A 23975-nucleotide genomic window follows, 5' to 3' on the forward strand; every position below is an offset into this window, starting at 1 on the left:
ATGGCGGTGACGGTCTGATCGGTTTCCGAAGCGTGACGCAGCAGAATCTGGCCGGTATGTGCCGAGGTGCGCTGCAGGTTGTCGAGGCTGGAAGCCATGGCGCCGGTGGCCTGGGTGACTTCGCCGATCATGTTCTGCAGATAGGCGATGAAGGTGTTGACCGAGTGACCGATGGCGCCCAGTTCGTCTTCGGCGCGAATGGTGATTCGGCGGGTCAGATCGGCGTCTCCGCTGGACAGCGAGTCAATGTTGGCCTTCAGCGCTTTCATGCGCAGCACCAGCTTACGAATCGCGTAAACCTGCAACAGCACCAGCAGGATCACCAGCGGAATCTGGATCAGGCTGAGGCTATGGAGCACGTCATCGCGCTGGGCAGTGAGCATCTTGGTCGGCAGGGCGGTGGCGAGGAACCACGGTGTGCCCTCGATAGGGCGCATGAAGAAGGTGGCATCTTCACCGTTGTTATCGAACTCGACGCGTTGCGCTGTATCGCGATTCTGCAGGCCGGTCTTGATCTGATTGACGAAGGTCGAGCTGGCCGCCAGTTCGCTGATGTTTTTCAGCACGATCGGGCCGCTGATGCGCGAGCTGTTGCTGATGATCTTGCCGTCCGCCTCGACGATGAGCATTTCGGCGTTGAGGTCCTTTTCCTTGCGCGCCACCAAATCGTTGAAGAAGCCCAGGGTCACGTCGATGGTCGAAACGCCCCAGGCGCTGCCGTTCTTGTAGATCGCCATGGCGCAGTTGGTGCGCGGCTCGGCGCTGGCGTCGTCCTTATAGGCAGCGGCCCACGCGCACTGGCCGCGCGGAGTGGCCATGCCGCCCTTGTGCCAGCTCTGGTCGTAATAGTTGGGCGCCGCATCGCTGTTCCAGAACGTGTTGACCTTGAGTTGGCCAGAGGCGTCACGGTGCCAGAAAGTGCTGAATTTGTTGCGCCCGGCTTCACGCTGGCCCGGTAACGGCCAGATGCCGCCGCCGAAGACTTTCAGCTCGCCATACTGATCCACCAGCCCTGGCAACACCGTGTCGATGGCGGCGCTGTCGAGCAGCGGGATGGTCTGGGTGATGCTGCGTTGCTGCGCCTGGACCTTGTTCAGTTCGCCCTGAATCTGCACGGCGACTTCGGCGATGCGGTTGAGCACGACCTTCTCTTCGGTATCGCGCAGGGTCGGTGCCACCAGTTGGCTGATGCCGACCACGGTCAGCACGGACAACAGCAGGATGAACAGAATCAGAAACAGCGTGTAGCGAGCCTGAATAGTGCGCAGTGCGGGCATGGAACTGATCCTTGAGCGGCTTTTTTGTTGGAGGGCAGAAATAAAACAGGGCGGGTATCACAGCGTATCGTCGTTGCGGGCGGAAGCTTTAGGTGCTTGCGCGCCGAAACCACGCTGGGCGATGACCGGTTGGTATCGGGATGGGTACAAACCCCCGGATCGCCACGTTTGTTACATCAAGATGACGGCTCTGAACCAATGTTTACGGGATGCAGGCTTGTGTCACGAATGTACGAGATTTGTAAAAAAGCGCACAAAAGACTTGGTGCGATCAGGCGCATCGGCCGATACTCGCGCCCATTCAATTGGTTGGAACAAGGACATTTCATGCTCATCGCACAAGGAATCCTCGCATGACGATCGGCTATACCGGCGCCTGGGAAAGCAAGGCAGGCGTAATGGTCCGTGATACCGGCGCGAAAAAGCAGGTTTCGCAGAGCGTCAAAGTGCAGCAGATGCTGACGCTGGTCGGCAACGATCCGAATGCGCTGAATGTGGCGGAGATGGATAAGCAGGGTTTGCGCAAGCAGATCAAGGGCTTCGACCCGGCCAACGTTTCCGTCAAGCAGTTGGGCAACCTCAGCGAATTCCTGCGCGGGCGCGGCCTGATTTCCGAGATCACCTCGATCACTTTGCTCAATGCCGGCGACAAATTCGACCGCTTCGGCGTGCAGAAAGACCCGGAGGCCAAGTTCAACGCGCTGGAATATTTCGCCACTCAGCTCGATGCCATCCAGACCAACAGTCTCAATGGCAATTACTACGGCAAGAGCCTGATCCCCGAATTCAAGAAAGCCATTTACGTCCTGCAGAATCTCAAGACCTATGGCGAAGGCAATGCGGCAGTTCCGTCCGACAAAGGCCTGAAGGCAAAGGCGTAACGTCTGCTGATAATGCCCGCTCATCCGTGAGCGGGCTCATGCTGTTTACACCGCAGGCGCGGCTCGCCCAGTGATGTGACGTTGTGCCTGGTCATGCAACTGCTGCATGTAAGGACAATGCAATGTCAGCCGGCGCGTGCGGTAGCCCCGATGAAACAACGCCAGCCATCCCCCCCGATTATCCTGTGCAGGCGCCAGGCCGGTGAAAGCAAAACCGATGGCATTCAGACTGTGCAGATCCACGGCAAACTGTCGTGACAGCTGTAGACGAATCGAAACCAGCCAATGCCCGGGCAGTGATCGCAACTGGTCGAGCAGTTCCGGATTGAGTTTTTCCAGCCACATTTCATGGCGGCTGCCGTGCTGCTGGACCTGAACCGAAGCTCCGCGCCAGCGTCCTGCATCAGCCCCGACGCCGAACACAGCGCTCAGACGCACCATCAAGGGGCGGCAACTGGCTGGCCATGCCTGTTCTGGCAATGGTCGTTGATAGCCATCGATAGCACGTACACCCAACACGATCGACTCGGGTTTTTTACAACCAAAGGGTGAGCGGACATAGTCCGGCAACAATCCAGTGTTGTGAAAACCCAGGCTGATAGCCATGCGTTGGGTGTAAGGGTGATGGGTGACCTGTTTGATCGAGACGCTACGACAACCCAACGCCTGCGCATGAGTCAGCAGTTGTCCGCCCAGCCGCGTGGCAATGTTCTTTCCACGGGTATCGGGATGTACGACGCTCAAGGCCAGTTCGGCATCGTGCGAGCTTTCGCTTTGCCGATACAAAGTGGCATGACCAAGAATCCGCTCACCCTCCACTGCAACCAGTGAATGCCAGCGTTTGTCGGCGTGGTTCTGATTGATCAGGCAGGGCATGTAAACGTCGGTTTGCACGTAATGATCACCGTAGACCTCGCGAAACAGCTGGCTGACGGCCTTGGCATCGGTGTCACGGTAATTGCGCAGAATCAACGACTCCATCACGCACCTCCCTCTCGTCCGGGCCATAGCAGCGCAAGTCGACTATCCGCAGGCTTTTCCCTGCGCGAGGATGGCGCGCCAAATCCTCGAACCGGCAACTCTGGATGCGCAGCTCCAATAACCGCTCAGCCCGCAGTTGCGCGATCGGCGGGTACAGTTCGATCAAGCGGGCCTCAAGTTTCTCGTCGATGAGCGCCGATCGTTCGATGACTGCGTATTTCAACGTCAACACATCTGCGCTTTTGGCTTGTTCGATCAGCAATTGCCAATCGTCGCTGCCAGTGATGCTCCGTACGCTTTCGCTGATTTCATCGGTCATCAGCGACAGAATGCCGACCCGCACCCGCTGGCTATTGCCGCTGCGTCCTCTCAGGGCGAATTTGCGTCGTGCAGTGCCCGGCGGTTCGCGCCAGCACGCAAGATCTCCGACGGGATAGCGGATCAGCGGCATCAAGCGGCGATGCAGATTGGTCAATACGAGCAGACCGGTTTGATTGCAGGCCTCGATCGTTGCGCCGCTGTGCTGATCGACAATCTCCAACAGGACGTGGCCGTCGGGTGTGCGATGTTCTCCTTCGACGCAGTCAGGATGACTGGCGCCAATAAATCCGCCGTCGACACTGGCATAGCCGATCGAGGCAATGCGCGCGTTGGGCAGCACTTGCTCAAGGAGCTGGCGTTGTGAGGCAAACAGGCTCTCCCCGCCGTAAAGCACGCTATCAACCAGGGGCAACGTAAGGCCGCGTTGTTTGAGCCAACTGGCGAAGGTCAGTAATTGCGCGGGCACGCCAGCCAGTACATTGATTCGATGTTGTTCGATGGCATCGGCCAACTTCGGCGGATCGACCTCACCGGTAAACGGAAACTCGCTGACAGCTGTTTGAACATGGGCGAGTGAGTCATGAATAAACACAAAACTGGCGTAGAGGTCGCCAGCGAAGAACAGATTGGCGACACGGTCCCCGGGGCTGAATTGCTCGCTCAGACTGCGGCCGAAATCTTCCACCGTGCGCTGCCATTCCGTGCGGGCATACACGGACAGCCTGCCACCGCCGGTTGATCCACCGGTCTTGAACACCAGGGCGTGCCCAATGGGGGCCGTCAGGACCGGCCATTGCGCGAGATCCGCGCTGTCTTTCCAGAAGTCTGCAGGATCAAGCAGTGGCAGTTCGCACGGTGAACTTATCGCCTCGGGGATGTTGGCGAGACTGTTCTTGTAGTAGGGCGAATGCTTTCGGGCGAAACCCGTTAATTCGCTAATCGAGTCGGTTGTTTTCACGGTGTGTTCTTCTTGATTCGAATGAGCCAGCTCACGGCAAGCGTCAGCGGCGGGAGTCAATGACCAGCGGCGTCTTGCCGCTGTATTTGTTTCGAGCGAAGTGTTCGGGCGAGCATTGCTCGATCTGCAGCACCAGCAATCCGCTGTCGATGATGGTCGTCAGGGTCAGGTAATCGGCGAGACGTGTTTCAACGGTGGCGGCTGTAAGTTCGCAATGCAGTTGCATGCGCTCGACGCCCTCGGCGCTGTGGTCCAGATGCAACTGAAACGGCACTTGCAGCCGTGACGCCAATTCGCTCAGGGAGATAAAGTCAGTGCCGATACGCAACAACTTGCCGTGGCGTTGCAACAGCTCGAAGCGTGGCGACGTCAGCCCGCAGGCGCAGACGCCCGGGAGCCAGCGTCCGCTGTCGCCAATCTCATAACGCTGCACGCGCTGACCACCCTCGCGGGCGAGCGAGGTCACCACCAGCCGGCCCACCTGATCGTCGATCACCGGCACATCCTCATCGAACGCGACAATCTCCAACTGCTGGATTTCGCTCATCAGATGGAAAACGCCATCCGCCGAATCCTCGCAGGCATGCCCAAGCGGACCGGCGTCGACGCTGCCGTAAATCGCCGAGCGAATGGTCGAGACGCCACAACTGCGCAGCAATTCACGGTTCTGATCGCTCAGGTGCTCGCCACCGAGAAAGACCTTTTCGACTCCGGCATAAGCACGCAGACGCTCCTGTTCATTGAGGAACAGACGATGCAGGGTGCCGGGCATACCGACCAGCACGTTGACCCGTTGGTCGATGATCAATTGGGCAATCTCCCGATAATCGTCATCAGCAGGGGCGGCCATGGGCAGGTGCGTCACCTCGAGCAATTCCAGCGCTTTGCTGAAACTGAGAAAACCGCCGTACAGCCCGCCACAGAAGAACAGGTTCATGACTCGGTCTTGTGCTGGATCCAGACCGGCAGCGAACAGGCCATCAGCGGTCGCGCGCATCTGCCGATCAAAGTCGCGATAGCTGTAGCCGGCCAGAGCAGGGGTGCCGCTGCTGCCTCCAGAGCGGAAATACAACTGCGCCTGATCGTTGATGGGTTGGGCGACGAAGGCTTCTTTGTCCATGATCGCTGCGCACGGCGTCGCCGCTGATGGTGCTGGATCGAGACTGGCCTGATTCGGCAGTTGCGTGGCTGCAAGACTCACCGATACCCGTCGACTCAAACGTTGCAGCGCATAGACGCCATCATGGGGTTCGCCCTCGTACCCGTCGTGAATGTTGCCGATCGGTGCGATCCGCGTGACTCCGGCAGCGATCAACGCATGGGTAAGCTCGACAATTTGCGGTTGTGCGCATACCAGCGCACAGCTTTGCAGGACGTTGCGCCACGGCAATAAGGTGGCGGGCAGCAGCGCCTGCGGCAGCGGGTGCAGCAATACGCTGCGAAACAGCGGTGAAGGTGCGAGTTGCCGATCATGGCTCCAGATCACCCGCCAGCCTGGGCCATTCCACACTTGCCCGGTGTGACCGGCAAAACTCTGACCGAGGCGGGCCATCTGCGTGTGCGTGGTAATTTGCGCAGCTTCCTGGCGTGTCGGCACCAGTGCCGGCCACTGTGCGGCGCGTCGTTGCAGGGCCTGCGCCAGGCGTTCACCGATATCGCGCAAGACTTGCGTGTCGTCGCTGTCCACCAACAGCCATTGCGGGCTGGAGCACGCCTGCTGATCCAGTCGGCAAACTTCGTCGGCGACGGCATCAAGCGCCTCTGGCGTAGCCGATGCAGGAGTGAGATAGACGAAGCTGATGCGATGCCCCCAGTCGATCCAGCGACAACCCGGCGCGAGCTGTTGCCGAATGGCTTGCAAGGCCGCTTCGCCACCCCACGCCGCAACGCCATTGGCAGATTTGCATAATTGGCCGATCTGCTCGGTGTTCGCTGGAACCACCGCCACGTGGCCGGCCAGTTGTCCGCTCGCATCGCAGTTCACCAACGCCCGCAACAGTCGCGCCGTCAGGCCTTGATCGCTGCGGCTGGGGCGCAACCAGTTGACGTTGCCGGCGAGCAGACTTTCCACCACCGCGCAAAAGGCCAGCAGCGGCGCGTTGGCCGGGGTGATGTGCACCACCAGCCCGAGCGGGCGCCAGGCTTCGAAGCGCGGCAGGCGATAATCGATACGGCGCAGGGAGTCGGCAGCGACGCCGAGTTCGCGCTGGCGTTTGATCGTCAAGGCTTCAGGTTGGCAGAAATCGATCAAGGCCTGCCGTTGTTCGCTGTCGAGGGGCAGGTTCGTGCGCGAGTCACGCAGCAGCTGGGCAAAAACAGTTATCGCCGTGATGACCGTGCTGCTGTCTAGCGACGTCGCCAAACGCTGGGGCAACTTGTGTTGCAGGTCTTGCAGCGCTTGGTCGAGGCTGTAAATGTCGTGCAGTTGTCCATTTATCAAATACATTTCAGTGACTTCCCAGTAATTCGGCGGCGGCCATCGCGCAGCTTCTGCCGGCCGTGGTGCCGGCGCGGCCGTGCAGTTCGAACCAGTCGCTGGTCAATCCACAGCCGCAACTTGCGCCCGGGTGCAGCGTGGCAAGGTCGCTCATCACCACGGCATGCGCCGGGCTGGATGAGATGTAAGGCGAGACGAAGCCGAGCAGGCCTTGTTGGCCATAGGGCAGCAGGGAAAAATCCGCCGGATCGCGAATCAGCACCCGCGAATACACCGGCACATGAAAGCGGTGACGGGCGCATTCGATGTAAGGCACCGCATGCTCGACAGCGCCGTAACCGTCGCGGCAGCGGGCGGGTTCGATGCCCAATTGCCGATGGATATGGGCATAAAACTGTTGTTTAGGAATTTCCTGCGCAGCCAGGGTTTTCCAGCCGCCGCCAAAAAAGGCCAGCGAACCGGCGGGCAATTGCACATCCTGCACAGCGGTAGCCTGCATGCGTTGCAGGGTCTGCCAGAGAAACGCCGGGAAGCCGAAAATCCGTACCGGCAAACCCTCTTCAGCGAATGACTGCAATGCGGCGATGACACCGAATACGTCGAACTGATGGCCGCTACCGGTGTTGCGCAAGGCGTAAACCACGCGATTGACCGGGGCAAACCGACAGAGAAACTGGTCGGTAAACGAAGTGCCGAGGGTAATGTGACCCTCGGGTTCGTAGCTCAGCAGCAGGTAATTGCACGGCGTATCCGGAGTGTCCCAAGCGTAATGGCGAAAGATCTGCGCAACCATGAACTGCGCCCGCGCCAGGCTGCGTTCGTCGTAACGCATCCGGCTTTTCTGCCCGCTGGTGCCCGACGAGGTCAGTTCCAGGGCGTTTGTCCCCGTGCTGCTGAGCAGCAAGTGTTGCTTGAAGAAACTGGCAAAGATCGGCGGCAGACGTGACCAGTCATCAAGACAGTCGAGGTCTTGCGGTGCCAGCCCATGGGCGTTGAGCCAATGGGCGTAACCCGGGGTGTGGCCGCAGTGAAAGCGGCTGATTTCAGTCATCGCCCGATCAAACAGACCGGGCGCGGCTGAATCCGCGCAATAGGGTTGCTTCAACGCGCACAGCGCGTCGGCATAGGGTAGGTGAGTCATCAGTGTTCCTTACTGAGGCGAGGCCACATCAGCTGTGGTGGTTTGCAGGAGCCGGTAAACCATGGGCAGGCACATCAGCCCGCCGAATGCGGCCCAGAGGGCGAAGTATTCAAGACGGTCGCCGCCACCGATGGCCGCAATCAGCGAACCGCCAAGGCCCATGACGGCGATCGAGATCATGCCGGTCAGCGCCGACACCAGACCTTTGCTGTCGTCGCTGGCAAACAGCGCCAGGCGATACACCGCCGCGTTGCTCATGCCCAGCCCGACGGCGTACAGCGACAGACTCGCCACCACCGGACCAAGCCCCGCGCCGAAAAATGCGCACGCGGCCAGAAACAGAAGGCCCAGACAGAACGGCCAGAGCGCCAGTTGAATCAATTGCGTCAGCGAATGAGTCTGCAGCAAGCGGTCGAGAATCAGATTGCCGGCAATCACCGCTGAGAAAACCGGAATCTGCCACAGGCCATATTCCAGCGGCGGCAGTTCCAGCACCCGCACCAGCAGCAACGGTGCCAGGCCTATCCATGTGATCAGGGGCAGACTCATCAGGCCCAGCGCCAGACTGGCGCAGAGGAAGCGCGGATTACCCAGCAGCGCGCCATAGCGCCGTGAAGTGCAACGCCAGGAGAAGGGCACACGGGGTGTTCGATGACCATCGCGGCGCTCGACGCCTACGGTTTCCGGCATCCACAGCAACAGACCGAGCCAGACCAGCGCTGCCGTGAATCCCAGCAGCAGAAAGATTTCCCGCCAGCTCAGCCATTCCAGCAACAGGATCCCCAGTAGCGGGCCGAGCAGCGGCGATAACAACGCAACATTGCCGAGCAACGCCATCAGCCTGACGGCGTCCGCTTCACAGAACACCTCCTGTAGCGCCGGATAGCTGACTGCGACGACAAACCCCAGACCCATGCCTTGCAACAGCCGCAACAGGTTGAACGCCCCAATACTGTCGGTGAAAAAAGCCGCCGCGCACGACAATCCGAACAGCGCGCTGCCCGATAACAACAGTGGTCGTCGGCCGTATTGATCGGACAAAGGGCCGAGCAACCATTGCAGGCACACGCCACCCAACAGATACAGGTTGAAGGCATGGGGAACATGCCGTACGTCCGCGTCGAGGTCGGTGGTGACATCCAGCATCGCTGGCATGATCACATCGCTGGCCATGTAAGTGAGCAGTTCGAAAGCGGTCAGCGCCAGACAGAAACCCGCAACCTGTCTGGGGCCGATATTGATAAGTGTTCTCTGCATGAACATCCCTGTTTTATGAGTGGTAGGAAGTTCGCAGAGCCTAGGCGCAGGCGCACAGCCGACCTAGCCGTTTGCTGCGTCAGCAGATTTCAAAAACTTACGGCATGTTTAAAGGATTGGCGCGGCGTGAAACCTGTTTACCTGGCTGCCATTGCGGCGCAAACAACGATGCCCGCGTCAGTGCGGGCATTGTTTGCGCTGGATCAGGGAGGGCGGGCATGTCTCAGGGTTGGGTGCCCATGCAGCCAAAAAACCTCAGGGGCGGTAACATGAGCACCCGTTTGCCCCGGCGCATCCCCCTCATCCGGGAAACGCTCGGCGCGCAACCGGCTACATTTCAATGTTTCAGGAAACCGCAATGACCCAGAAGCAACGCTTGATTTATTCGATTCTGATCGCTCTGTCGGTACTGGCGATCATGCTGGGCCTGTCCTGGCTGCAGAATGCCGGCATGATCACCGAGAAGACTTTCCAGTATGTGGCAATTGGCGTGGCGGTCGTGGTGGTCATCATCAACGGCGTGATGCGCCGCAAGGTCAAGCCCTGAAGGCGAGCCTCATTCGTGGTTGAGGACCGCTGCAGCCTGCGGGTGCAGGCTGTAACTCTTGTCGGCGTTGAAGGTGATCACGCCTTCGGCGCACAAGCGTTTAAGCACTTCTCGCACGCTGAGAAACGACAGCGGCACGTCCAGATCGAGCAACTGGCTATGCACGCCACGTACGCCAAGGCGACGATTGCTCTGTGCCGCCACGAGCAGCGCGTCGATGACTTTCAGGCGAATCAGGCTGGTGCGCAGGCCGAAGCTCTTCAGTAGCACGCGAATACGCTCATTGCCCGGACGCTCGCCGCGCTGGGTGAAATTGCCGGTGTGCGAACCCATGGAAACGCCCTGTGGCGTCTGGCTACCGTCCGTTGGTAGTTGCGAGTTGTACATGCGATTACTCCTTTTCAGAGCCAGATCGGGAAAGGTTTTGTTGCGCTCTCTAAACAAGACGTTTCAGCACGACAAATCATGAAAGAAAAGATGTAGAAATTTCGTCGCTAATTCGTCTCAGCCTTGTGATGACGGCATTGCCTCAATGGGCTACCCGCTAAATTTTTTCCCTCAGGTTCGTTTCTTCGACAGGCTCATTGCGCGTGGACGCAGGGGCAATCGACCTTTCGATCAGGAGCGAGCGTGATTATTTCCAGGCAACTTACCGGGCTGGCCCTCGCCAGCACCTTGTTCGGGCTGAGCCTGTCGGCCCATGCGCTGAGTCCATCGGCACAGACCAGCGCTGACATTCGCCGCACCAGTTTCGGCGTGCCGCACATTCGCGCCGACAACGAACGCGGTCTGGGTTTCGGCATCGGTTACGCCTACGCCCAGGACAATCTGTGCCTGCTGGCTAACGAGATCGTTACGGTCAATGGTCAGCGCTCCCAATATTTCGGCCCGGAGCAGTTGACTGTTGAACAACGGCAAAACCGCGTCAGTGATGTGTTCTTCACCTGGCTCAATACCCCTGAAGCGGTCGAAACCTTCTGGCAGGCGCAACCGACGCAGGTCCGCGACCTGGTCGAGGGATATGCCGCCGGTTACAACCGCTATCTGGCTGAACGCCGTCAGCAAGGGTTGCCGCAGCAATGCCAAGGCGAGTGGGTACGTGATATCAGTGCCGAGGATCTGGTCAAACTGACGCGGCGCCTGCTGGTTGAAGGCGGGGTGGGGCAGTTCGCCGAAGCCGTTGCTGGCGCGACACCGCCGCAAGCGACCGCGCAGGTGAAGCACGACACCGTGGCGTTCCAGTTGGCCGACGCGCGCCAGCAACGTTTCGCCCTGGATCGCGGCAGCAACGCCGTGGCGGTCGGCAGCGAGCGCTCGTTCAATGGCCGTGGCATGTTGCTGGCCAACCCGCATTTCCCATGGGTCGGGGGGATGCGCTTTTATCAGATGCACCTGACCATCCCCGGCAAGCTTGATGTGATGGGCGCCGCTTTGCCGGGATTGCCGATGATCAATATCGGTTTCAACCAGCATCTGGCCTGGACCCACACCGTCGATTCGTCGAAACACTTCACCTTGTATCGCCTGCAACTCGATCCAAAGGATCCGACTCGATATTTGCTCGATGGCAAGTCGCTGCCACTGAACAAACAGACGGTTACCGTGCAGGTCAAGCAGGCTGACGGACAGGTCGTAGCGGTTGCGCGCGACATCTACAGCTCGCAGTTCGGCCCGATCGTGCAATGGCCGGGCAAGCTCGACTGGGACAGGCAATATGCCTACAGCTTGCGCGATGCCAACCTCGACAACGACCGCGTGCTCGAACAGTGGTATGCGATGAACCAGGCCAGCAATCTCAAGGATCTGCAAGACGCGGTGCACAAGATCCAGGGCATTCCGTGGGTCAACACCCTGGCAGTGGATGACAAGGGCCAGACGCTGTACATGAACCTTTCGGTGGTACCGAACGTAAGCGCGGAAAAACTGGCCAAGTGCAGCGACCCACGCCTCGGTCTGCGCATGATCGTGCTGGACGGTTCCAACAGCGGCTGTGCCTGGGATGTCGATCCGCACGCGGCGCAGAAGGGCATCTTCGCTTCCAGCCAGTTGCCGCAATTGCTGCGCAGGGATTTCGTTCAGCACTCCAATGATTCGGCATGGCTGGCCAACCCGGCTCAACCGCTCACCGGCTATTCACCGCTGATCAGTCAGGAAGGACAACCGCTGGGCCTGCGCTCACGATTCGCGCTTGATCGTTTGGCTGAACTGAGCAAGAAAGGCCCGCTGGCAGTCAAGGATCTGCAGCACATGGTCATGGACGATCAGGTCTATCTGGCCGCGCAGGTCATGCCCGATCTGCGGAAGTTCTGCGGCGCCGATCTGGGCAGCGATGCAGCGACACTCAAGTCTGCGTGCGCCAGCCTCAAAGCCTGGGACGGCCGCGCCAATCTGGATTCCGGGCTCGGTCTGGTGCATTTTCAGAACATCATGCAGGCGCTGCTTGAATCAGCGGATATCTGGCGTGTTGCATTCAATCCGGCAGATGCGCAACACACTCCTCGCGGCCTGGCAGTCGAACAACCTGCCGTCGCCAAAGCACTGCGTGAAGCGATGCTCGCGTCGGTTGAGCGGGTCGCAAAAATGGGCCTGAAACCCGACACGCGCTGGGGTGATGTCCAGGTGGTCAGCAGCGGCGGGCAGCAAACGCCGATTCATGGCGGGCCGGGGACGCTGGGCATCTACAACGCGATGCAAAGCGTGCCCCGCGAAGACGGCAAACTTGAAGTGGTCAGCGGCACCAGCTATCTGCAAGTTGTGAGCTTCGATGAAAAAGGCCCGCACGCCCAAGGGCTGCTGGCGTTCTCGTTATCCAGTGATCCGATGTCGAAATACTCGCGGGATCAGACTGCTGCATTTTCGAAGAAACAGTGGAGTGTTCTGCCGTTCACCGAACAGCAGATCCAGGCGGATCCGCAATATCAGGTGCAGACGATCAAGCAGGATCAGGCAGGGAAGGTGGCAGCGCAGTAAAACAGTCACAGCTCGAAACAAACGAAGGCCGCCTCCCGCAAGGGACGCGGCCTTCAGCTTTTCGGCGGGCGTTGCGGCATCGAATTGATTACCGGGTTGCCTTCCTTGTTGCGCGTCAAATAGACCGGCAGTACTTTCGGCAGGCTGTTGGCGAGGTGGTTCATCTCTTTGATGTTGTAGACGCCGCCCACGCGGATCGCGCCGGTACTGGTGTCGGCCAGCATCAACGGCTTGTCGAGGTAACGGTTGATCAGCGGCAGGGCGTCGTGCAGCGCGAGGTTGTCGAGCACCAAACGGCCGCTGCGCCAGGCCAGCGAAGTATCGCCAGGGTAGGTCTGACTGATTTGCGGCGCGTAATCGCCATGCCGGTAGCGCGCCTGCATCGAGGGACTGAGGCGCAGACCGTCGCCAGGCAAGTCGCGATTGCTGCTGACCAGCACCGAACCTTCGATCAGATTGACCCGCACCTGATCTTCGTACATCCACACATTGAACCGCGTACCGGTCACGCGGATCTTGCCGTCGCCGGCGCGAACCACGAACGGATGAGACGCGTCATGGCTGACATTAAAAAACGCCTCGCCCTTGTTCAGGGTGACGCGACGTTCATGTTTGTAATTGCTGAAGCTCAGGTCGGTGTGCAGGTTGAGTTCGAGCTGGCTGCCGTCACTCAGGGTGATCTGACGCACACTGTCGGTGGCGGCGTAATGCTGATAACTGTTGGGCACCCAGCCCAGACTCCAGCCGCTGTAAGCCGCGATTGGCAAGGTGAGGGCGCAGGCGCCAGCAATGACCGCGAACTTGCGCCACGAACGCGAAGGCTTGCGCTGCGCGGCGAGTGCCTCGGGCTCGGTTCGAGGCAGATCTCCGGCGACTTCCCAGATTTCTTGCATGGCTTCGTATTCGAAGGCATGCAAAGGATGTGCAGCGTGCCAGGTCTCAAATGCGCGACGCTCCTCGTCCGTGCAGTCAGCGGCGTGCAGACGCATGCACCAGTGCGCGGCGGCATCGGTGATCGCATCGTATTCGGCTTCCGAGAGAGTGTCTTGGGTCATTGACTCGTCCTGATTTCGCTCATTCTAACCTCGCCGGCAGGCTGCCGAGAACATCCGTCATGGCATTTACCCATCAACGTGGAACTTATTTTTCCCTGTGGCGCCCAAAAAAACAGGAAGCAACTGCCTACTATCCATAAATGGAGTGAAAAAATGATCAAAAAGACATTCGCAGCCCTGATCGCCACTGCTGGTTTGCTCGGTGCCGGTGCCGCTCTGGCGGACAAGCCGGGCGCAGGCTGGATCACCATCGAAAAAGCCATCGAGGTCGCCAAGACCAAAGCCGGCTATGTCGAAGTCTATGAGATCGGCGCCGACAATGACGGCTACTGGGAAGGCGAAGGGCGCAAGGCTGACGGCATTGTCTACGAGTTCCGTATCGACGGCGCCTCGGGCAATGTACTGCGCGATCAGAAGGATTAACGCACCGTCTCACTCGTTGATTCTTGGCATGAGCAATGCGCTGGCGTTACGCCGGCGCATTTTTTTGTCTTCACGCCAGCGCTTGCGAGGATCCCGCCTGATCTGCAACCGGCGCCGATAGCGGTATGGGCGCGGGAAGCGGGTCGAGCTGGCGCCCCAGTTCGCTGATGAGCAGGGCGATCGAGTCGGCGTTGGCGAGCATCACGTCGACCCGCGCATCTGCTGAAACAGGACTGCGAAACGCTCGGCGCGCGTCTGCAAGGTTTGTGGTTTTGGTAAGGCTGAGGACTTTCAGGTAATCCGCGGCATGCGTCGGCATTTTGTCCAGATCGGTCCAGACGTGGTTATCGGATTTCACCGCAAAAAGGTGCGAGAGATTGCCGTAGCGCGACAATAACCTGCGATAACGTTCAAGCGAGTCCTTGGCCGCTTGCCCCTCTGCCGTCGTCGTGTCGATAAGGTCGAGATAAGGCCCCATGGCCTGGATCGTCACCAGATCTTCGCTGTCGCAAACCAGATGCGAGAGTTCATGGATAATCGTTACCGCGCGTGCGTGTGAATCAACATTGAATCGAGGAGGCAGATGGGCGGTGTATTTGTCCATTCTGGGATTGAAAAAAACCTCGGTGAGATGAATTATTTTTTGTTTGTCCTGTTTGAAAACGAAGGCAACGGTATTGGCGCTGCCAGGCCCATTCAGACCAGTAAAGAAGCGCTCGGTGTAGAGCAAATCATCTTTTGGGTTCGTCAGTTCCTGGCAGACAGGAATGATCACTTTCTCGAGTTTTGTGAGCAGCAAGGGCGTTACCTCTTGCACCTCGAAGAACTCCTTCAAAACCCTCTCCAGCCGTGTGCCCGCAGGGTGGCTGCGCTGTGTAACGTAGTTATGCAGGCAGTTGACTGCGTATTCTCTTGCACGGTTTACGGCTTGCTGTATCACGAACGCCCTGGCCGGATAGCGACGGTGGATCTGGGCCATGCCTCTGGCCTGGATATACATTTCTATTGAGCGGTTTTCCTCGACTTCATGTTGAGCAGGGTCACGACGTTTTGATCGGCAGCGATGAACCGGCTGGCTGGCGCTTGCAACAACCAGACGGGCATTTTTCTCTTCGAGTGCCGGCCCCTGACTGCCGTCTTTTTTGCGCAAATACCAGTGTTTTTTCGAGCTGGACTGCCGGATACACCTTGCCGGCAATGGCGGCGTATTTCTGCGTCGTTGACGAATCCCCATAGACCAGCTTATTGGCATCAAGCTTGAGGGATTCCAGCGCCGTACTGCTTTCAAAGGGCTGCAAATCAATCCGAGCGGGCGTGACGGGCGACACCTTTGCCCAGCCAGAGGCGACTTGCACCGTTGTGGCTGTACCCGCAGGTGCTTGCGCCTCTGCGGCGAATTCGGAGCCGGCCGTTTCTGCCTCGCTTTCCCATGACAGACGTCCCAGGCTGAAGAGGGTAATCGCCCCTGCGATGAAGCTTTTCAGGGCATTTGCCCAGTGGTGATCCTGAAGGCCTTCGGCGGACGCCTTGAAGTCCTGGTAGCTTCGCCACAGAAAAAAACCGGACGCGAGTTTGCCCGGTAGCAAATGTGGCACCAGGCGCACGCCGTGACTGAAGAGAAACTTCACCGCTTCCCAATCCGCTTGGCCATTGATCTGTGGCTGGCTGCGCAACAGTTGCGGCAGAAGGCTCAGAGTGTCCTGGTGAAACCGCTCGAGCACGTTGCCATTGATGGGCGCGCCATGAAGAGTGATTTCACTGTCTTTGCCGATCGTTGTTTTCAACAGACTCTTGAATATCGCCTGCTGAGCTTCAGGCAGACGCCGGATAATCAAATCCTGGAAGTGCCCGGGGGTATTCAGTGCTTCGATCAACTGCGCTTCGTTTTCGAATTCGCGAAACACATACCTGGAGTAAGGCGCATAGAGGACCCGGGGGCCTGTTTGCCCTGCGCCCGGACTGAAGACATACAAACCGAGTGTGTCGACGCAATCAGCGCCTGGGGTCTTGATCAGCGATAGGGGACAAGCGATGGCATGAGCGCCCTCGACCGCAGCGCGCGCTATCGCGTCCGGCATGTCGAGGACCTGGCAAATATAGTCATAGCCGGTATCCGAGAGCTGTTGCTGCAATTTCATCGAGTGGGCGTGTTGCATCAGTTGCCAGGGCAACTGGCGCAAGAATCGTTCTTTGCTGGTGCGAGCAGACGGGCTGTCGGCTGACAGCGCTTCGGTGACTTTCGCGGTGTAGGTGGTAGCAACATCAAGAGATTGCAGTAATTGCCGTACCGCGGCCTGGGCAAACTCTTTTGGTAAGGCTGTGGCCGTTGTCGAGGCGACTTTGAAACCGCTGCCCTGCACGACGTTGTAGTGATGCAAGGCAAATTCCAGCAAGTTGCAGGCAGGGCCGGCCAATATCAGATTGGGGGTGATCCGGATGTCCTGTGGCTTGAGCCCGTTGCCTGGAAAGCGGGCATCGAGCAGGGTTTTGAGGGTCTGCTCGATATGAGTGGCCAGCGCCGGGACCTCATCGAGGAAATCCTTGCCATCGATGAACGCATGCCGCAGTTCATCCAGCAGCGCGAGTTGCGTGCGTTGCTCCGTCGCCGAGGCCATTCGCAACCAGTCCGGGTAATCCAGATGACGCGAAAGGGTTCTTGCAAGATCGATCGCGCGTCGCAGGTTGGTATCGATGACAGCATTTTTCATTTCATCAAGGAAGCTCGCCAATGTCTTTGGCTCCTTGATGCAAACTCGCAGCAGTTCACATTCAGCGAGGAACTGTTCAATGGCAGATTGCATGCGGTCTCGGGAGACACTGCCATTAATCAATTGAAACTCGCCCAGTGTGTATTGCTGGTCCAGTCTGGGTTGCGCCTTTGGCAGATTTTCCAGCAGCGTGTGGCTCTGATTGTTGTCGTCCAGTCGTTGTTGCAATTGCTTTTGCGCATTGGCGATGTCGTCAAACAGCTCCAGGCCCAGGGCCGGTGTCCAGAGGATGGCGCGCCCGGAATGTTTCACGTCCATGCCGCCGCGCTCGGTCAGCAGCACACAGTGAGCGAGCGGCAGCGCAGCGTTGGGCTCGGTTCCGATGAGGGTCAGTGACCAGGCATCGGGGCGAAAACCATTGAGTGACTGGCGGTCCCTGCGTGTCGGGTGCCTGGAATCGAACACGGTGTCGACGATCTTTCGTTCCGCCTCCAGCCATGACCCGCTGAGGCTGCGCAGGTACGCCTCACCACGCAGGCCGTCTTCGAATGCCTGGGCCAGTTTCCACAGAATGCCTTCCAAAAAGACGCGCTGTTCTGCGCCGTGCGCGGTCGGCTGGTCTTTGAAGTGGCTGGTCAGATTATCCAGCGTCCGTCCCAGAAGTGTCGCCTGCTGCGCAGCCTTGTCTGCCTGCACGAGTGACGATGGCGGTGTACTGGTAAACAACGGCCGGGTACTCCAGCGCTGATTGACGTCGAGCTTGAGCAGCCGTTCATGAATCATTGAGCGGATATCCAACGCCTTGTCGAAGAGCGCATGGATGTCAGTGGTGCGCTCGCTCTGACGAAAACGCTGCAGAACGAATTCAACGTTCTGACGTTGCTTGGTGATGATGGCCTCGAACAGCGTGGTCATGATCTCACCGCCAATGTTTTCCCCGGATACCTGCGCGTTAGCGAAGCCAAGGTAACGATTGCGCTCTTGCAGATTCATCAGCCCGTAGAGTTCGTCTTCGTGTCCGGCAGCCCGCATTTTCGCGGTCAGTGTCTGTTTGAGATCCGCGTAGTCGGCGAGTACCTGCAGGCCCTGGCTGGGCGTATAGAGATAAGCCTTGTCGTGATTGATCATCAGCGAACCGGCCAGCTCGACACAGGCTGTTTCTTCGCTCAGGCACACGGTTTCGAACGTTGGCCGCCGTACCGCAACGGTTGGCTCACGTACCAGGCTGTGCAGGGCGTAGAACTCGCTGGCGGTGAGGATCTGCGTTTCGCGCTTGATCATCAGATCCGCGCGCGCCTGATCCTGCACCGTCTGGCTGAAGAAAGTACGTCTGGGCGAGCCTTCGAATGAGGCGCCGTTCCAAAACACCTCAAGCTGTCGAAACAACAGCATGGTCAGTTTTCCCGATGCCGACTTGATCGCATTGGTCCAGGCCGACTGATCGTCTTCGCGTACCGAACGGGCGGGATGGGTAAACTCTACGAGCTGACCGTGGGGCCAGCCCTGACGGTGAAAGTGCACCAACAGCGCCTCAGTCAGCGACAGCGAGTCGACCCACTGTTTCCCATCCGAAGAAGTCACCGAATAGAAACCGACCCGGGTAAGCGATTGTTGCACCGCGCCAAAATGCGCTTCGAGCAGTTCGTCGAGAATCTTTTCCAGCAGCGTTGCAAGGGATGGCAGGCGTTTAAGCTCGTCCAGCAGGTCACGGGCGCACCTCTCCAGAGAGTCGCCGATTGCCAATTGCTGGTCCTCGAACACATCACCTTCGATGGTTTCGCAAGTCAGAGTGATACCCCGTTTTTCCACCAGTTCCTTGCGCAATGAAACCGAGAGGAAAGCCAGCAGATCATCGTTTTCCCTGGCGTTGTCGAGGCGTTTCTGCAGGGCATCAGTCAGGGCTTGCCGGTCTGCGAATTTTTTCAGGCCATCGTAGGGCGTATAGAGGAACACGCCGTTGTCATCCGGCCCTGCGCTGAGTATGAAGCTGCCTGCCAGCGGCACGGCCAGTTGCTTGTCGGCGTTGAGCAGGATGCGTTCGGCCAGCATTGGCGGGGTTTGCTTGTTGCGCAGTGATTGCGTAGCGAGTTGCGCATGTGCAAGCCAGTCGAAGTCTTTGCTGTTGAGACCGTGTGCCGGACCGAGGTCAGCGTGCAGGCCGGGTGAATCGAATATCACTGGAAACAACAGCGGGGCAGTCGGGGTGGACATCATTGCAACTCTGAACAGGGCGCCATTGGGCTGGAACTCAACAGTAAATGCGCAGAGTGGAGCACTTGCGGTAGACAGTTACCGCACGTGCCGAGATCAAAATGTGCATCAGGGCGCGCCAACCGATGGCAATGAATCGAAGGGTTGACAGCTGGCAGCTCGGACAGGGTTAATCGGTGGGCAAAATCGACCGTACGCTGTTGTTCCCTCCAATAATCATTCTGGAGCTTCAGATGTCTGCGCCACACGATCATGGCTCGTCCACAGTGTCCCTCGAAGCACTGACGCAATTGCTTGAAACGATTTTTCTGCGCCACGGCACCTCCAGCGAAGTCGCACGGGTACTCGCCGTCAACTGCGCCAACGCCGAACGCGACGGCGCTCACAGTCATGGCGTGTTTCGCATCCCCGGTTATGTCTCGACGCTGAAAAGCGGCTGGGTCAATGGCCATGCCGTGCCACAGGTTGAAGATGTCGCGCCGGGGTTTGTCCGGGTTGACGCTGGCAACGGTTTTGCCCAGCCAGCGTTGGCAGCGGCCCGACCACTGCTGATCGAGAAGGCGCGTCATGCCGGCATCGCGGTGCTGGCGATTCGCAACTCGCATCATTTCGCCGCTTTGTGGCCGGATGTCGAGCCCTTCGCCGACGAAGGTCTGGTGGCGCTGAGCGTGGTCAACAGCATGACCTGCGTGGTGCCCCATGGCGCTGATCGGCCATTGTTCGGTACCAATCCGATTGCGTTCGCCGCGCCAAGGGCCAACGCCGCGCCGATTGTGTTCGATCTTGCCACCAGCGCCATCGCTCATGGCGATGTGCAAATCGCAGCGCGCAAGGGTGAAAAACTCCCGGCCGGCATGGGCGTCGACAGCCTCGGCCAGCCGACCCAGGACCCCAAGGCGATTCTGGAAGGTGGAGCGCTGTTGCCGTTTGGCGGGCACAAAGGCTCGGCGCTGTCGATGATGGTCGAGTTGCTGGCGGCGGCATTGACCGGCGGCAATTTTTCATTCGAGTTTGACTGGTCCAACCATCCCGGCGCGAAAACCCCGTGGACAGGTCAGCTGTTGATTGTGATCGACCCGAGCAAAGCGGCGGGGCAGAGCTTTGCCCAGCGCAGTGAGGAGCTGGTGCGGCAGATGCACGGGGTCGGGCTCAAGCGTTTGCCGGGGGATCGCCGGCATTTGCAGCGCAGTCGATCAATGGCGCAAGGGATTGCGCTGGATGAGCAAACGTTGGGGCAGTTGCGGGAGTTGGCGGGGGAGTGAGTCTTTTGTTGTTCTGACGATTGCAGTGACAAGGTCAAAAGCCCCTCACCCTAGCCCTCTCCCGGGGGGAGAGGGGACTGACCGCGTGGTTTGGGCGAGGTACGCCGACTTGGGATATCGAGGTGAATTCAGTAATGGAAAAGCAAAGCGGTGGGCATAAAAAAAGCGAACCGGAAGGCTCGCTTTTTTTGTAGCGCTGGAACTCAGCGACGGCCGAGCAGCAGGCCCACCACCAGGCCGAAACCGGCGGAGATCGCCACGGTTTGCCAAGGGTGACCACCGATGTAGTTTTCGGTGGCTTCGACGGCGGGTTTGGTGCGATCGCGCACGCTGGACACCGAATCCAGTGCCAGCTGCAGTTTCTGGGCGATTTGTGCACGCAGCGTTTCTGCTTCTTCGCCGACCAGTGAAGCGCTGCTCTTGAGCAGTTTGTCCGATTCTTCGATCAGAGCCTGAAGCTCGCTGAAAGCTTGATCCTTGATTTGCTCTTCGGCAGCTTGCGAGGCGGTTTTACGGGCCATTGGGTGACTCCTTGCAGGTGAATGGACAGTGACCAATGGAGTGTAGCGGCAGGCGAAAAGTTGCATGTCATTCGTGGAGAAGGGAAAAACCTGCACCGGAGATTTCCATCGAGCGTGTAAGATGTCGCCATTTTACGCAGCAGGATAAATCCCCATGAGTTTCAATCTGGCCGACAAATCCCTCGCAGAGCGCGCAGCGCTGGAAGATGAGAAATCCCGTCTGTTCGAACTCTGGCAGAACAATCTGGGCAAAGCCAAAGGCGAAGCCGCGCGCTTGTTTGGGGAGCGCTCCAAGCGCAAGGGCAAATGGGCCGAGTGGGTCCGCGCCGAGCTGGACGGCATGTCGCCGCCGGAATTCGCCAACATGGTGCGCAGCGAAGTCAATCGCCTGATGGCGGCGAACAAATAATCCGCTTCACGCCTGGCTGAACGTGGCGGCAATCGCCTCGCGAACCTTGACCAGCACCGGATCGATCTGCGTGCTGGTGCGCCAGCCCAGTTCCACCGGATAGCGCGGTAAAGCCAGAGGGCAGGGCAGCAACGCCAGCCCGCTCAGCGTCGCGATGCTTGCGGCGGCATGGGCCGGGATGGTCGCCACCGCCTGACTGCCCTTGAGCAGGAAGGGCAGCGCGGCGAAATGCGTGGTCGACGCGCAGACTCGCCGGCTCAAGCCCACTGCCGCCAATCCCTCATCGGTGATACCGATAAAGCCCCCCGACGACACCAGAATGTGCTCGCGTTCAACGAACTCCTGCAACGCGATCTGCTGTTGGCCTGGCGCGAGACTGGCCGGGTCGACCAGACACGCATAGCCGCCTTCCCCCAACACCTGACGACTGAGCAGGCGCTCGGAAAATCCGCCGGCAGTGATCGCCAGGTCGATGCTGCGTTCCATCAGCGCGCGGGCAACGATCTGGCTGTGGGTCTGGCGAAATATCAACCGCAGCTTCGGCGCATGGCGGGCGATTTCCTCGATCAAGCGGCGCCCGTAAGCAATTTCAAAATCATCTGACAGACCGATCGCCACCGAACGTCCTTCGTATTGATTGGCCGCCGGATCAAGCATTGCCAGACTTTGCCGGCATTTGTTGAGCGCATCGCTGATCACCGGTTTCAGCTGATTGGCTTGCAGGGTCGGCGCCAGTCCGCGCCCGGTGCGCACGAACAACTGATCGCCATACACCTCACGCAAGCGGCGCAATGCCGCGCTGACTGCCGATTGCGTTACGCCCAGGCGCAGGGCGGCGCGACTGGCACTGGATTCATCGTGCAGTGCTTCGAAGACTTTCAGCAGGTTGAGGTCAATGTCGGCGATATTCATTTGGCTCATATCATTCAGCAGTCGGCAGGGCTTTATTCATGATCGCGTGACGCCGGAGAATCGGCAACACCTGAACCTGAAGGAGTAAACACGATGGCCAAATCCATAGTGGCGGCGTTGCAGATCGGTGCATTGCCCGGCGGCAAAGGCGAAACCCTTGAACAGATCCTTGCTTGGGAAGACGCAATCCGCGAATCCGGCGCCGCGTTGGTGGTGATGCCGGAAGCCTTGCTCGGTGGCTACCCGAAAGGCGAGGGCTTCGGCACCCAATTGGGCTACCGACTGCCCGAGGGGCGTGAGGCGTTCGCGCGGTATTTTGCCAACGCCATCGATGTGCCCGGCGCCGAAACCGACGCGCTGGCCGGATTGTCAGCGCGTACCGGGGCCAATCTGGTGATCGGCGTGATCGAGCGCGCTGGCAGCACGTTGTATTGCACGGTGCTGTATTTCGACCCGCAGGCCGGGCTGCTCGGCAAACACCGCAAGCTGATGCCCACCGGCACCGAGCGACTGATCTGGGGCAAGGGTGATGGCTCGACGCTGCCGGTGTTCGACACCCAGGTCGGCAAGCTTGGCGCGGTGGTCTGCTGGGAAAACATGATGCCGCTGCTGCGCACGGCGATGTATGCCAAAGGCGTTGAGGTCTGGTGCGCGCCGACCGTGGACGAGCGCGAGATGTGGCAGGTCAGCATGTGCCACATCGCCCACGAAGGCCGCTGCTTTGTGGTCAGCGCCTGTCAGGTGCAGGCCTCGCCGAATGATTTGGGTGTGGAGATTGCCAATTGGCCGGGTGATCGGCCGTTGATCGCCGGTGGCAGCGTGATTGTCGGGCCGATGGGCGATGTGCTGGCGGGGCCGTTGCACGGGGAAGCGGGCTTGCTTACGGCGCAAATCGACACCGATGAACTGATCCGCGCGCGGTACGACTACGATGTGGTCGGCCACTACGCGCGGCCGGATGTCTTCGAGTTGACCGTTGATGAGCGTGCGAAGCCGGGGGTGCGGTTCCACTGCTGACCTTGAAACTTGCAGAGAACCTGTGGGAGCGAGCCTGCTCGCGAAGACGTAGGCAGCATGAGCGTCGTAGTCGCCTGAAACACTGCCTTCGCGAGCAGGCTCGCTCCCACAGGGGTTGTGTGTTGTTCTGCCGATTGAGACCGCTGACTACCAGGTCGCCGCACTCGCTTTAGGCAGGCTCAACTTGCCGCTGTCGGTAAAGCGCATCGTGCCGAACAACCCGCCCGCCAGTTTGCCGCGCAGCACGTAGGGCAGGTTATCGAGGCTTTGCGTCTGGCTCAGGCCCAACGTCTGGCGCAGCACCGAGAACGCCGAGACGCTGACCGGCACCGTGACAATGGCTTCAGAGAAACGCGGGATCGAGCCGCTCTGATCGCTCACACCCGAAGCCAGCGAATGACCATTGACCTCCAGATCCAGCGCGATGCCGTTGTAATCGATCGCCGTTTCATTGGGGTTCTGTACGCGCAGCTTGATCGCGAAGCGTACTTCCAGTTCCTGGCTGGGTAACGGTTCGAGGCCGACCACGTTGATGTTCACCGGATCGCGGTTGGGAAACAGCGCGCAGGCGCTGAGCGACAACAGCACAAGCGACAGGATGACGGCGTGGACGCGGCGCATAAAAATCTCTCGACAAAAAAAGGGCTGAACCGTCGCCGGTGCAGCCCTTTTTTTCGAGGCGTGACG

19 protein-coding genes and 1 pseudogene are annotated in these 23975 nt (G+C 59.3%); 7 read left to right on the forward strand and 13 right to left on the reverse strand.

What is annotated here, in order from left to right:
• Positions 1-194: 194 nt before the first annotated feature.
• A pseudogene (locus AB4N41_RS21620) lies at positions 195-1277 on the reverse strand (cache domain-containing protein); the annotation flags it as partial.
• A gap of 353 nt (positions 1278-1630) precedes the next feature.
• Here AB4N41_RS21620 and AB4N41_RS21625 point away from each other — a divergent pair.
• Complete coding sequence (locus AB4N41_RS21625) at positions 1631-2158, forward strand: hypothetical protein (protein WP_024012886.1); 528 nt, start codon at positions 1631-1633, stop codon at positions 2156-2158.
• A 45-nt stretch (positions 2159-2203) separates the two neighbouring features.
• Here the strand turns inward: AB4N41_RS21625 and AB4N41_RS21630 are convergent, their stop codons facing one another.
• Genes AB4N41_RS21630 through AB4N41_RS21650 form a run of 5 tightly spaced genes read right to left on the reverse strand, consistent with a single transcriptional unit; the run spans position 2204 to position 9253 of the window.
• Entirely contained in the window at positions 2204-3139 is a 936-nt protein-coding gene (locus AB4N41_RS21630) for a GNAT family N-acetyltransferase (RefSeq protein ID WP_252878134.1), read from the reverse strand.
• Positions 3108-4418, reverse strand: coding sequence for a phenylacetate--CoA ligase family protein (locus AB4N41_RS21635; protein WP_252878135.1), 1311 nt, complete (start codon positions 4416-4418; stop codon positions 3108-3110). Before AB4N41_RS21635 ends, AB4N41_RS21630 begins: the two co-directional genes overlap by 32 nt.
• A 43-nt stretch (positions 4419-4461) precedes the next feature.
• A complete protein-coding gene (locus AB4N41_RS21640) occupies positions 4462-6864 on the reverse strand; it encodes an aldehyde dehydrogenase family protein (RefSeq protein ID WP_460138007.1) in 2403 nt (800 codons plus the stop codon).
• Position 6865: 1 nt separating this feature from the next.
• Entirely contained in the window at positions 6866-7996 is a 1131-nt protein-coding gene (locus tag AB4N41_RS21645) for a LuxE/PaaK family acyltransferase (protein WP_252878136.1), read from the reverse strand.
• Between the two features lie 9 nt (positions 7997-8005).
• Positions 8006-9253 carry an MFS transporter gene (locus AB4N41_RS21650; RefSeq protein WP_252878137.1) on the reverse strand — a complete coding sequence of 416 codons (1248 nt, stop codon included), beginning with the start codon at positions 9251-9253 and terminating at the stop codon, positions 8006-8008.
• Between the two features lie 358 nt (positions 9254-9611).
• Between AB4N41_RS21650 and AB4N41_RS21655 the strand changes: the two genes are divergently transcribed.
• Positions 9612-9800: a hypothetical protein gene (locus AB4N41_RS21655; RefSeq protein WP_041480969.1), complete on the forward strand. Its 189-nt coding sequence runs from the start codon at positions 9612-9614 to the stop codon at positions 9798-9800.
• 9 nt (positions 9801-9809) lie between these two features.
• On the opposite strand, the gene AB4N41_RS21660 is transcribed toward AB4N41_RS21655, so the two are convergent.
• The gene (locus AB4N41_RS21660) at positions 9810-10187 is read right to left on the reverse strand and encodes a fe2+ zn2+ uptake regulation protein (protein WP_024012892.1); all 378 of its coding nucleotides are present in this window, start codon (positions 10185-10187) and stop codon (positions 9810-9812) included.
• A 243-nt stretch (positions 10188-10430) separates the two neighbouring features.
• Here AB4N41_RS21660 and pvdQ point away from each other — a divergent pair, with 243 nt between their 5' ends.
• Complete coding sequence (pvdQ, locus tag AB4N41_RS21665; RefSeq protein WP_252878138.1) at positions 10431-12770, forward strand: bifunctional acylase PvdQ; 2340 nt, start codon at positions 10431-10433, stop codon at positions 12768-12770.
• A gap of 53 nt (positions 12771-12823) precedes the next feature.
• Here pvdQ and AB4N41_RS21670 read toward each other — a convergent pair whose 3' ends face one another.
• Positions 12824-13825 (reverse strand): FecR family protein, encoded by a 1002-nt coding sequence (locus AB4N41_RS21670; protein ID WP_252878139.1) that lies wholly within the window; start codon positions 13823-13825, stop codon positions 12824-12826.
• 153 nt (positions 13826-13978) lie between these two features.
• On the opposite strand from AB4N41_RS21670, the gene AB4N41_RS21675 reads away from it, so the two are divergent.
• Positions 13979-14248: a PepSY domain-containing protein gene (locus AB4N41_RS21675; protein ID WP_252869499.1), complete on the forward strand. Its 270-nt coding sequence runs from the start codon at positions 13979-13981 to the stop codon at positions 14246-14248.
• 70 nt (positions 14249-14318) lie between these two features.
• Here the strand turns inward: AB4N41_RS21675 and AB4N41_RS21680 are convergent, their stop codons facing one another.
• Both AB4N41_RS21680 and AB4N41_RS21685 read right to left on the reverse strand, forming a co-directional pair.
• Positions 14319-15398 (reverse strand): hypothetical protein, encoded by a 1080-nt coding sequence (locus tag AB4N41_RS21680; protein WP_460138423.1) that lies wholly within the window; start codon positions 15396-15398, stop codon positions 14319-14321.
• Complete coding sequence (locus AB4N41_RS21685; protein WP_460138010.1) at positions 15289-19005, reverse strand: dermonecrotic toxin domain-containing protein; 3717 nt, start codon at positions 19003-19005, stop codon at positions 15289-15291. The genes AB4N41_RS21680 and AB4N41_RS21685 overlap by 110 nt, the downstream gene beginning before the upstream one ends.
• Before the next feature lie 395 nt (positions 19006-19400).
• Between AB4N41_RS21685 and AB4N41_RS21690 the strand changes: the two genes are divergently transcribed.
• Positions 19401-20429 (forward strand): Ldh family oxidoreductase, encoded by a 1029-nt coding sequence (locus AB4N41_RS21690; protein ID WP_252869501.1) that lies wholly within the window; start codon positions 19401-19403, stop codon positions 20427-20429.
• A 203-nt stretch (positions 20430-20632) separates the two neighbouring features.
• On the opposite strand, the gene AB4N41_RS21695 is transcribed toward AB4N41_RS21690, so the two are convergent.
• Positions 20633-20950: an ElaB/YgaM/YqjD family protein gene (locus tag AB4N41_RS21695; protein ID WP_016774661.1), complete on the reverse strand. Its 318-nt coding sequence runs from the start codon at positions 20948-20950 to the stop codon at positions 20633-20635.
• A gap of 154 nt (positions 20951-21104) precedes the next feature.
• Between AB4N41_RS21695 and AB4N41_RS21700 the strand changes: the two genes are divergently transcribed.
• Positions 21105-21359 carry a hypothetical protein gene (locus AB4N41_RS21700; protein ID WP_003224595.1) on the forward strand — a complete coding sequence of 85 codons (255 nt, stop codon included), beginning with the start codon at positions 21105-21107 and terminating at the stop codon, positions 21357-21359.
• Between the two features lie 6 nt (positions 21360-21365).
• Here AB4N41_RS21700 and AB4N41_RS21705 read toward each other — a convergent pair whose 3' ends face one another.
• Positions 21366-22280, reverse strand: coding sequence for a LysR family transcriptional regulator (locus tag AB4N41_RS21705; protein ID WP_252869502.1), 915 nt, complete (start codon positions 22278-22280; stop codon positions 21366-21368).
• Between the two features lie 84 nt (positions 22281-22364).
• Between AB4N41_RS21705 and AB4N41_RS21710 the strand changes: the two genes are divergently transcribed.
• Positions 22365-23288 carry a carbon-nitrogen hydrolase family protein gene (locus AB4N41_RS21710; protein WP_252878141.1) on the forward strand — a complete coding sequence of 308 codons (924 nt, stop codon included), beginning with the start codon at positions 22365-22367 and terminating at the stop codon, positions 23286-23288.
• A 147-nt stretch (positions 23289-23435) separates the two neighbouring features.
• Here AB4N41_RS21710 and AB4N41_RS21715 read toward each other — a convergent pair whose 3' ends face one another.
• Positions 23436-23909, reverse strand: coding sequence for an LEA/WHy family protein (locus tag AB4N41_RS21715; RefSeq protein WP_056785875.1), 474 nt, complete (start codon positions 23907-23909; stop codon positions 23436-23438).
• Between the last annotated feature and the right edge of the window lie 66 nt (positions 23910-23975).

Source organism: Pseudomonas sp. S2_A10, from assembly GCF_054668465.1.

Excerpts from the sequence above, each read along its gene's own strand:
- AB4N41_RS21625 (WP_024012886.1), top strand. The coding sequence starts at position 1,631 with ATGACGATCGGCTATACCGGCGCCTGGGAAAGCAAGGCAGGCGTAATG.
- AB4N41_RS21630 (WP_252878134.1), bottom strand. The coding sequence starts at position 3,139 with ATGGAGTCGTTGATTCTGCGCAATTACCGTGACACCGATGCCAAGGCC.
- AB4N41_RS21640 (WP_460138007.1), bottom strand. The coding sequence starts at position 6,864 with ATGTATTTGATAAATGGACAACTGCACGACATTTACAGCCTCGACCAA.
- AB4N41_RS21645 (WP_252878136.1), bottom strand. The coding sequence starts at position 7,996 with ATGACTCACCTACCCTATGCCGACGCGCTGTGCGCGTTGAAGCAACCC.
- AB4N41_RS21650 (WP_252878137.1), bottom strand. The coding sequence starts at position 9,253 with ATGCAGAGAACACTTATCAATATCGGCCCCAGACAGGTTGCGGGTTTC.
- AB4N41_RS21655 (WP_041480969.1), top strand. The coding sequence starts at position 9,612 with ATGACCCAGAAGCAACGCTTGATTTATTCGATTCTGATCGCTCTGTCG.
- AB4N41_RS21660 (WP_024012892.1), bottom strand. The coding sequence starts at position 10,187 with ATGTACAACTCGCAACTACCAACGGACGGTAGCCAGACGCCACAGGGC.
- AB4N41_RS21670 (WP_252878139.1), bottom strand. The coding sequence starts at position 13,825 with ATGACCCAAGACACTCTCTCGGAAGCCGAATACGATGCGATCACCGAT.
- AB4N41_RS21675 (WP_252869499.1), top strand. The coding sequence starts at position 13,979 with ATGATCAAAAAGACATTCGCAGCCCTGATCGCCACTGCTGGTTTGCTC.
- AB4N41_RS21685 (WP_460138010.1), bottom strand. The coding sequence starts at position 19,005 with ATGCTGGCCGAACGCATCCTGCTCAACGCCGACAAGCAACTGGCCGTG.
- AB4N41_RS21690 (WP_252869501.1), top strand. The coding sequence starts at position 19,401 with ATGTCTGCGCCACACGATCATGGCTCGTCCACAGTGTCCCTCGAAGCA.
- AB4N41_RS21695 (WP_016774661.1), bottom strand. The coding sequence starts at position 20,950 with ATGGCCCGTAAAACCGCCTCGCAAGCTGCCGAAGAGCAAATCAAGGAT.
- AB4N41_RS21700 (WP_003224595.1), top strand. The coding sequence starts at position 21,105 with ATGAGTTTCAATCTGGCCGACAAATCCCTCGCAGAGCGCGCAGCGCTG.
- AB4N41_RS21705 (WP_252869502.1), bottom strand. The coding sequence starts at position 22,280 with ATGAGCCAAATGAATATCGCCGACATTGACCTCAACCTGCTGAAAGTC.
- AB4N41_RS21710 (WP_252878141.1), top strand. The coding sequence starts at position 22,365 with ATGGCCAAATCCATAGTGGCGGCGTTGCAGATCGGTGCATTGCCCGGC.
- AB4N41_RS21715 (WP_056785875.1), bottom strand. The coding sequence starts at position 23,909 with ATGCGCCGCGTCCACGCCGTCATCCTGTCGCTTGTGCTGTTGTCGCTC.